This window comes from Chromohalobacter sp. 296-RDG, from assembly GCF_029889885.1.
Taxonomy (GTDB): Bacteria; Pseudomonadota; Gammaproteobacteria; order Pseudomonadales; family Halomonadaceae; genus Chromohalobacter.
Map to the genome: position 1 here is coordinate 1 of NZ_JARANY010000290.1, position 746 is coordinate 746.

Annotated in this window: 2 protein-coding genes; one reads left to right on the top strand and one right to left on the bottom strand. The window is 60.9% G+C overall.

From position 1 onward, the window contains the following. The coding region (locus OP495_RS18595; RefSeq protein WP_280571261.1) for an alcohol dehydrogenase catalytic domain-containing protein at positions 1-440 on the bottom strand (440 nt) is incomplete at its 3' end. 82 nt (positions 441-522) lie between these two features. On the opposite strand from OP495_RS18595, the gene OP495_RS18600 reads away from it, so the two are divergent. Then, the coding region (locus OP495_RS18600; RefSeq protein WP_280571263.1) for a DUF1153 domain-containing protein at positions 523-746 on the top strand (224 nt) is incomplete at its 3' end.

A 746-nucleotide genomic window follows, 5' to 3' on the forward strand; every position in this document is an offset into this window, starting at 1 on the left:
GATATGGCGTAGGCAGCGAATGAGATGGCGTAGCGCTGACCAGGCCGCTCGCCGATGCTGTTGTTGGCGGCATGCGGAATGCGCACGATCTCGGCCTGGGTACCATCGATCTTATGACCGAGAATCCACCCGTCATCGCGGCAATGCGCGTACATGTCCTGCTTAAAGTAATCGCAGTGCCCGCACGACGTGATGCAAGAGATCAGGACCGCGAGGCCACTGACGCCCCCGCCGACCTCCTCGATCACCCCGATGTTTTCATGGCCCAGGGTGCGCCCCGGCGTCACCGCCGGCACATCGCCCTTGAAAATATGCAGATCGGTCCCGCAAATGGTGGTATGCGTCACTCGCACGATGGCATCCGTGGGTTGCTCGATTGCGGGCCGTTCCTTCTCCTTCCAGGCCCGCTGACCCACTCCCTCATAGACAAGCGCTTTCATGTCGACCTCCAAGGGTCACGCCCACCGCGACTCGGCAGACACTCCGATGCACAGGCTATAGTGCAGTCATCAGGAAGACAGGATGAGCGACGATAACCCCATCAAGCGGTGGACCGCGAAGCGCAAAGCGTCCGTGGTCATGGACATCTTCAAAGGCAAGACCACGGTCGCTGAGGTCGCGCGACAGCATGACCTCACCGTCTCCGAGGTCGAAGGCTGGATCGATGAAGCCCAGCGCAACATGGAGAACGGGTTCAAGGCCCGCCCCAAGGATATCCGCGAGCAATACGAGTCCGACCTGCGGGA